Below are 7,120 nucleotides of genomic sequence, written 5' to 3' on the forward strand. Positions count from 1 at the left end.
CCCCTGCCCGACATCCGGCTTCTGCGCCGGTGATATCGCGGCGCGCTGTCGGCGAACCCGGTGCAATAGCCAGTGCGCTGTAACCTATGGTTACCGGTTGCCGGCCCGTGCGTGCCGGTGGGGGCGACGGCTATCAGATCGGTCGAGTGTCGATCTCATCGGTGATTGGTGTCAGGGTGACCAGAGGTATTGTTCGGATGGTCATTTCCTGATAGGCGGCGTAGCCGGGGTGGGCTGCGATGACATCGGGCCAGAGCTTGTCCCGGTCGGTCGATGACAGCACGCGAGCGGTCATCGGCCGTTTCGGGCCTTGCTCGAGTGAAACCTGGACTGTGGGGTTCGCGCGGAGGTTGTGCAGCCATGCCGGGTCGGTGGGATCGCCGCCACGGGAGGCGACGATGACGATCGTGTCGCCGTCGATGATCGGTGCGGTGAGGATAACGGTGTGCGGTCGCCCGGATTTACGGCCGATGGTGGTCAGTGTGATCGTCGGCATGCCTTTGAAGGTTGTGCCGAGGATGCCGCCGCTGAGCTTTATCACGGTGCGGTGGAGGGTGTTCAAGGTCTTGAGTTGACGATCGGTCGGCATGGCGGGCGCTCTTTCTGCTGGCTGATGAGTGATCTGCTACCCAGCTTCCGGGCGCGACTAGTAATCGACTTGTAAACCGATTCGATTGTGCACGGCGGTGATCCACTCCCGGCATCCGCAGCGGCGGGCCAGCCGGTCCGCGACGGCGTAGTGCTCGGCCGCCTGGGCGGGTTTGCCGAGCAGCGCCGCGAGGTCGCCGAGCACGGTGTCGACCGGTCCTGCGGCATGTGCACCGGTGTCCGCGCCGGCGATCTGACCGGTGTAGGTGCGCAGTTGCTGGTACACCTGCGCTGCCTCGGTGTGTTGTTCGAGTCCCGTGACGGCCATGCCGCGCACGGTGAGGAACAGCGAACGGAAGAAGTCGGTACGCAGCGGGTGGCGGGCCTGCGTCGCTGCTCGTGCGCCGTCCCGGTCACCGGTCGCCAGCAGTGCCAACGCGAGCGGGTCGACGACGAGGTCGGCGCCCGAAGTTTCGAGCTGCGTGAACATTTCGGTGAACAGAGGTGCGAATTCGCCGACCCGGCCTTGCGTGAGACGGATGGTGAAGAGGGCGATCAGCAGGTTGCCGCCCGAATCGAAGACTTTGTGGCGCATGAACAATTCGTGGGCCTGCTGATAATGTCGTTCCGCCGCTTCGAGATTCCCCGTCAGGTGGGCGATCATCGCGCGGCCCATGGTGTTCGCGGCTTGGGCTTGACGCCACTGGTAGCGGTCGGCCAACAGTGTCGCGGCCGCGAGTTCGGTATTCGCGCGGTCGATGTCGCCGCGGGCTGCGGCCACTTGGAGTGCGGCGTTACGGCCGATCAGCGCGAAGGCGGGGAAATCGTTGTCCTCGCCGAGGCGGATCAACTCGGTGGCGAGCCGTTCCCGATCGGCGAGCGGAATTGATGTGTCGTACACCGAGGTCCGCGCCTGCAATGCCAGCCCGAGCAGTCCAGGATCGCTCAGTCCACGTGCCAGCGCTTCGGCTTCCTCGGCCGCCTCGCGCGCTCGTTCGTGCAGCTCTCCGCCGATCTCGCGGACGAGCGCGACGAGCAGCCGGCAGCGCGCTTGCGGTGTGAGCCCGGGTGTCCGCAGCGCCTCGTCGATAGAGGCAACCACCCGCTGGTCGACGGACCCGTACGCGCGGTTCAGCCAGGGAGTCGGCGTGTCCCATGCGGTGAGCGCCCCGACGAGCAATTCAGGCGTGTCGGCCGCCGACACTGCACGGTCGCGTGCATCGCGAGCTGGCAGGCCGGCGCCGGCCGCGAGGTGGCTCCTGCTCATACGCGAAAGCGCGGCGACCCGCTCGGCCGTCGTGTCCGCGCCGGTGATCCGTTCGAGCGCGATGACGGCGCGACCGTAGTTTTCGGCCGCGACATCGTGGACAAATCGGCGTTCGGCCTGTTCACCCGCCGCGCGAGCGTAGTCGGCGGCCCGCCGTGCCGTCGCCGCGGTGAGCGCCTCCCCGAAATGGTGCGCGAGCGCCGACAGGTCGTCCGGCCCGGCCCGCTCGACCGACTCGGCGATGCGCAGATGCCAGCGGCGTCGCCGTATACGGGACAGGTCACCGAGCAAGGTGTCGCGGACGAGCGCGTGCGTGAAGCGCGCGTAGTCGGGACCCGGTTCCTCGAGCAGTCCGGCGAGCACACCCGCCTCCACGGCATCGAGGACCTTATCCTGGTCGATTTCGGCCGCGCCGATCAGCACGTCGATGTCGAATTCGCGCCCGATCACCGCGGCGAGACGCAGGACCGACACGCTGACCTCGGGTAGCCGTGCAAAGCGCCGGCGCAGCACGTCGCGGACGCCTTCCGGTACCTCAGAAGTCGCCACGAGCGCGCCCTCACTGGCAAGTAGACGAGCACTTTCGGTGAGATAGAAGGGATTTCCGTCGGTGCGTTCGGCCAGTGCCGCGATCGTCGCCGGCTCGGGATCGTGTCCCGACACCGACCGGATAAGAACCGCCGCATCGTCGAAACCCAGGCCGCGCAGGCGTATCCGCGTTGCGGTCGCGGGGGCGAGCGAGGCGAGCGCGTCTTCTAGGGGCATTCCGATCTCGTCGGGACGGTAGGCGATCACGATCAGGATCGAGGCCGATTTCGCCACGCTGCCGAGCAGGGCTACCGTCTCGGAGTCGCCGCGGTGCAGGTCGTCGAGAAACACCGCGAGCGGTTGCTGCCGCGCCGCGTCGTCCAGGTACGCACCGACGGCGCGATGCAGCAGGAACCGCCCGACCGAGACATCGGCGCCGAATTCACGGCGTCGGTCGGTGAGCAACGGCTCCAGCGGCTCGGCGTATCGGCTGGGATCGACCGTGCCCGCGAGCTCGCGCAGGGCTTCCACCCAGGCCCACGCCGGTGGTGCGCCGTCCTCCTCGGGACAGCTGCCCGTGACCACGCGCCAGCCACCGGCCGCCAGCTCTGTCCGAAACCGCTGCAGCAAACGGGATTTGCCGCTACCGGCTTCCCCGATGACAGCCGCTACACGAGGTGCGCCGCCCGCCCGCGCCGCCCGCCGCAGCTCATCCAGTTCCCTTGTCCGGCCGACGAATTCGGAATGCAACGGGTCCAGCGCGGGTGTCGGCGACGGAAACGAGACCGGTGCGGGTAGATCGACGGGGATGCGTTGCGCCAGCAAATCGGCTTCGAGCCGCACCAGGGCCGGGCCGGGGTCGATGCCGAGTTGGTCCGCGAGCACCTCACGGGCGGCACGCAACGCGGCGAGCGCGTCCGCTTGCCGCCCCGCATGGAACCGTGCCAGCGCCGAAATACGCCACGCCTCCTCGCGCAGCGGATGCGTGCTCGTCAACGCATCGGCCTCCGCGGCAGCCGCCGTCGGGTCGCCGAGTTCGACCAGTGTCGCGGCCAGTCGCTCGCGCGCGGCCAGGCGCAGTTCCTCGAGTCGGTTCGCCTCGGGCTGCGCCCACGATTCGTCGCTGAACTCGGCGAATGCCGGGCCGTGCCATCGGCTGAGCGCCTGTTCGAGACTGCGTCGTCGTTCTGCGGGATCTGTTGGCGCGCTGCGTAGTTCGGTCTCGAACAGCCAGGCGTCCACTGCCTCCGGGGCGAGCCGCAACGCGTATCCCGGCGCCTGGCTCACCAGCACTGTGGCCGGCGAGCGGGGCAGCCGATCCGGCTCGAGGAGCTTGCGCAAGTGCGAAATGTAGGCCTGCAACGCGCCGAGTGCGCGCGGCGGCGGCTCACCACGCCACAGATCGTCGATCAGCCGGTCGATCGGCACGACCGCGCCGCGGGCAACCACCAGAAGGGCGAGCACGCCGCGCTGGCGTGGGCCGCCGAGATCGACACTGCCGCGCTCGGTCTGCGCGGCCAGCGAGCCGAGCACCTGAATCCGCACCATGACCGGCCAAGTCTATTGCAAGTGCGCTACAAGCGGATCGACAGACAGTGAGAACCATGAACACCGCGACACAGACCCCCGACCGCCCCGATACCACCGACCGTCCCGATACCGCTGACATGTTGCTCGTCCACCGCGCCTTCCGCCGCCATTTCGACGCCCTGCCCGGCCTCGTCGGCGGTGTCGCCGACGGTGACACCGCGCGCGCGGGTCGCATCGTCGAGTTCCTCACCGAACTCGATACCGGCCTGCATCACCACCACTGCGCTGAGGACGAGCTGATGTGGCCACTGCTGCTCGAGCGGGCGAAGACCGATGGCGCACTGATTCTGCGGATGGAGGAACAGCATGAGCGGATCGCCGAACTGATCGACCGCGCGGACCGGCAGGCCGAGGAATTCGCCGCATCGGCGCATCCCGAGGTGCGCGGGCATCTCGCCGCCACGCTGTCGGCGCTGGCCGTCGCTCTCGACGAACATATGGCTGAGGAGGAGGCGCGCATCCTGCCGCTCGCCGGACGCGTCATGACCGCCCGCGAATGGCAGGCGCTCGGCGAACGAGGACGCGCCGCCGTACCCAAGGACCGGCGGTTGATCTTCCTCGGCTTCATCTTGCAAGCTGTACCGCACCCCGAACGCCGAAAGTTCCTAGCCGACATGCCGTTCGCCGCCAGACTCGCCTGGCGCCTGCTCGGCAGCCGCACCTTCGCCAAGGAGTACCGCTCGATCTATGGGACAGATCCCGAGTAGATCTTCGCGCAGACCGGGCGCCCGCAGCGCGGGTGTGCATCCTGTGATCATCGAAGTATCGGTTCGGTTCCAGAAGTTGATGTTTGGTTACGCAACGAGGTGCAAACAGGACCTTCCAACTTGGCTGGTATACGGCAGCAATGCGATGGAATCCGGGTCGATCCGCCGTACCTCATGCCGAACCTGATGTCGGTATCACTGACCGGTTCTCGACGCTGAAACCCCTTGTCCGCGTGGACAAGGGCTATTCAGGCGCGCTCGCGCGGGTCGAGCACCGCCCAGCTCCTGAACATAGCCGTATTGATATTACTTTGTGTACATTTGAGCGTACCGAAGCTTGCATTCCTTGGGATAGTCGCACAGCCGAAGTTTCGCATCTCGTGCCATGGAACCATTCTCCAGGTCGTACATCGGAACGTATGCTCGCTCGTACGAGCCTGTCAGTGTGACGAATCGAAATGGCTTTCCCTGGTCGTCTACGGCCAGTGATCGACCGTCCCCGAATCCGATGTCCACAACAAATTCACAATCGCAATCGTGCGCCCGGATCTCTATCTTGAAGGCCAGCGTCTCATTCAGCGCAAGCGTAACTGCATGTGTCTTCATGTAGTCGCTGTCAGTAAATTGTCCGAATCCGTCCAAAGCCTTCGCCTCGACAACATCTCCAGAGTTCAGATCGAATCCCATTGTCAATGCTTCGGTAACTCCTTGTGAATAGAATGGGACAATCGTTCCTGCAGGAGGTCGCCGCCTTTCGACTATCCTGGCGGCAATGCTAGAGATTTGGACCGGCGTGAAATTTTGTCCAGTGAGCTTGAAGTATATCGAGCCTTCACCGAACCCTTCCAGAGAGTTCATCGGATTGCGTGGATCAATCACACTCTGCCCGAGCGCGACCCCATCGGGGACGAGACGCTGCATGGTCGCCTTGTCCGGTCTGACTCCATCCAATTCGATAATTCTTGACGATGCCAATGATCCCGGGACGCCTGGCGGGCCGCTCACGCCCTCGGCGCGTGCCGGTGGTGTCGCATTGTCTCTCCCTTCGCGGTCTGCCTCGATTGCGCGCTGTTCGGATACCGCTCGATCCGGTTGCAGTAGATAAATTGTGACAGATGCCGAGACCGATACGACAATCAGGATGGCGACGCCGATCGCAACCAGCCATCTTCGACGTTCGGACCAGAAGTTGTTCTGTATATTTCCTTCACCGACTTGAATCGGGATCTGGTTTTTCACGCGAACCTCGAATCCATCACAATAAGAATTGCATCGTCAATGATTTCTAGTGCCGCGTCCATATAGCTCCTGCCGTATCGAGCCTTGGTGCGGAGGGTTCCGTCGAACGCAGCCGACCGGTGGTCGCCCGCACCGCATTCGATCGCCGTATCCTCGAGCTCGGCGAGCAGTCGGAGCGGGTGGCGCAGCAATCTATCTGGCGGAGGCACCAGTAGCGGGGGCCGACACGTGGCGATTTCTTGGTCTAGGTGCTAGCGCGCGTCAACGAGCCGGGCGTGCGATCAGTTGAAACTGTTGTGTTGAGTGTTGTTGTTCCCCAACTGCACCCCTTTTGCGTGCCGCAGGTCGATAAGTTTACGGGCCCGGTCGGTTTCCGCGGTCGGTAGTGCTTCCAGGAGTTGGGCTGCTAAAGACTGCAACTCGCTGTCATCTCCGCCCCTCGCGCGGAGCACTGCGGCTTCTAGTGCTGCAACGTTACTGCCAGGCGATGTTTCGTTGGCTTCGAGAGCGGCCCTCACTTGTGGGCCGTCGTCACCGCGGCTTATGCGACGCCGAATCGCCTGATAGACCTCGCGCACTGTTGCCGACGCCGCATCCTGGCCACCAGCCGCCGCACCAGCGATCAACGCGGTCACGATCACCGTGAACGGATCCACATCGCCCCCTTCGTGGTCTGCTTCTCCAAGTCCCTTGTGCAGCAATACTACGCAAAGCCTCGAATCACCACAGCTTGTTCGCCTTGCCTGGCCCGTGGGTCGGTGACGTTGTCCTCCTGGGTGACGGCTCAGCCGAAAATTGATGGCACGCATCGGCATTCACCTTAATGAAGCACCTCCTCGGTTCAGAGGAGCGGCAGTGAGATCTATTCGGTTGTGGGCGACCGGCTTTCACTTGCTCAGGAGCGCGGCAGCGTCATTCGAGCCGGTGTTCATGGTGTCCGTATTCCGGCGTCGCGGCCTTGTCGTCGGCCGAGCGTGACGAGTCGCGACGCGATCAGGAATCGGATGCGGCATCCGTCCGCTGCCTTCCGGAGCGATGTCTTGCCGCGATCGACATGTGCCAACCACAAGAAATGGCTCGACGCCGAAGCCGACTTGCCGCCCATCGATGCTGATCGAGCGTAACCATCAAGACCACTTCGGTAGCCACCACCGTCTCCCGGTAAGCGACAGCCGAATCACATATTTGCGATTTCACCGGT

Annotated in this window: 5 protein-coding genes; 1 reads left to right on the plus strand and 4 read right to left on the minus strand. The window is 64.6% G+C overall.

Features of this window, described 5'->3' with window-relative positions; all coding sequences use genetic code 11:
• Positions 1 to 133: 133 nt before the first annotated feature.
• Positions 134 to 589, minus strand: coding sequence for a nitroreductase/quinone reductase family protein (locus ACIBI6_RS06900; RefSeq protein WP_364347544.1), 456 nt, complete (start codon positions 587 to 589; stop codon positions 134 to 136).
• Positions 590 to 646: 57 nt separating this feature from the next.
• Positions 647 to 3,931: a BTAD domain-containing putative transcriptional regulator gene (locus ACIBI6_RS06905; protein ID WP_396955537.1), complete on the minus strand. Its 3,285-nt coding sequence runs from the start codon at positions 3,929 to 3,931 to the stop codon at positions 647 to 649.
• Between the two features lie 56 nt (positions 3,932 to 3,987).
• Between ACIBI6_RS06905 and ACIBI6_RS06910 the strand changes: the two genes are divergently transcribed.
• Positions 3,988 to 4,680: a hemerythrin domain-containing protein gene (locus ACIBI6_RS06910; RefSeq protein WP_396955538.1), complete on the plus strand. Its 693-nt coding sequence runs from the start codon at positions 3,988 to 3,990 to the stop codon at positions 4,678 to 4,680.
• A 306-nt stretch (positions 4,681 to 4,986) separates the two neighbouring features.
• Here the strand turns inward: ACIBI6_RS06910 and ACIBI6_RS06915 are convergent, their stop codons facing one another.
• Both ACIBI6_RS06915 and ACIBI6_RS06920 read right to left on the minus strand, forming a co-directional pair.
• Positions 4,987 to 5,919 carry a hypothetical protein gene (locus tag ACIBI6_RS06915; RefSeq protein WP_364347535.1) on the minus strand — a complete coding sequence of 311 codons (933 nt, stop codon included), beginning with the start codon at positions 5,917 to 5,919 and terminating at the stop codon, positions 4,987 to 4,989.
• 281 nt (positions 5,920 to 6,200) lie between these two features.
• Entirely contained in the window at positions 6,201 to 6,575 is a 375-nt protein-coding gene (locus ACIBI6_RS06920; RefSeq protein WP_364347532.1) for a hypothetical protein, read from the minus strand.
• Positions 6,576 to 7,120: the final 545 nt, after the last annotated feature.

This window comes from Nocardia sp. NPDC050412, from assembly GCF_044458825.1.
In the GTDB taxonomy this organism is placed as follows: Bacteria; Actinomycetota; Actinomycetes; order Mycobacteriales; family Mycobacteriaceae; genus Nocardia.

Excerpts from the sequence above, each read along its gene's own strand:
- ACIBI6_RS06900 (WP_364347544.1), bottom strand. The coding sequence starts at position 589 with ATGCCGACCGATCGTCAACTCAAGACCTTGAACACCCTCCACCGCACC.
- ACIBI6_RS06905 (WP_396955537.1), bottom strand. The coding sequence starts at position 3,931 with ATGGTGCGGATTCAGGTGCTCGGCTCGCTGGCCGCGCAGACCGAGCGC.
- ACIBI6_RS06910 (WP_396955538.1), top strand. The coding sequence starts at position 3,988 with ATGAACACCGCGACACAGACCCCCGACCGCCCCGATACCACCGACCGT.